The organism is Oleiphilus sp. HI0128 (assembly GCF_001635365.1).
This window is the reverse complement of the sequence record NZ_LWGG01000118.1, coordinates 1-872: the sequence shown is the minus strand read 5'-3', so window position 1 is coordinate 872 and position 872 is coordinate 1. Positions and strand designations below refer to the sequence as shown.

The following is an 872-nucleotide window of genomic DNA, read 5'->3' as shown; positions in this document are numbered from 1 at the left end:
TGGCTGTAGTTAACTGGGCGCTGAGAGACAATTTCAAGTCCGTATAAGGTCACCTTTTCTTTGGCAATTATTTGTGCCCTTTTGGCTTCCCAATGAGGTTCGGCATAAGAACGTTTTACCAAATGCTTTGCAAGCGGTTCTATCCATGCAGGATCGAGCCTTGCGTTATATCTGGAATAGACTTGTTGAGTTTCCACGATTTCAGCGGCAAATAACCATTTAGGGCGCTTTTTGTTTACGCCAGACCCGGGAAATAAGTGGAAACGTCGATTTCGACACCCTTGATACTCGCGTTTTTCTTCATGTTTACCGATATTGCCAAGCAAGCCGCTCAATAAAGCCTTATGAATAGAGTCATAAGAAGCCTCGCTATCATTTTCCTTGATGCCGATGCTTTTTAAAACGAGTAATAGTTGTCTATGTATCTCGCGCCACTCCCTCATACGCACAGCGGATAGGAAGTTTTTCTGGCAAAAGCGCTTTAATTGATTATTGCTTAGCTCCTGGCGTTTATCTTCAAAGAATTCCCACAACCGCAAAAAAGAAAGGAAATCTGATTCAGGGTCTTTATATTCCGCATGAGCCTGGTCAGCTGCTTGCTGCTTATCTGCAGGGCGCTCACGAGGATCTTGTATGCTTAAGCCGCTAACAATAATCAGCACTTCTTTTACTGCGTTTAAGTCCTGAGCGCTAAGCAGCATGCGTCCTAAACGAGGGTCTGTGGGAAGCGTCGCAAGTTTCTTGCCCAACGCTGTTAAGCGGTTGTTTTCATCGACGGCCTGCAACTCAAATAGTAGTTTATAGCCATCATTTAAAAGACGAGAGTCAGGTGGATCAATAAACTGAAAGTCTTTCACTGCCCCGAGTCCGGA

The 872-nt window shown here is 44.7% G+C and carries 1 protein-coding gene; it reads right to left on the bottom strand.

Translation table 11 applies throughout. The features are described 5' to 3' along the window. A partial coding sequence (locus tag A3763_RS01570; RefSeq protein ID WP_231872065.1) for an oligonucleotide/oligosaccharide-binding fold domain-containing protein occupies positions 1 to 857 on the bottom strand: 857 nt, incomplete at its 3' end. Between the last annotated feature and the right edge of the window lie 15 nt (positions 858 to 872).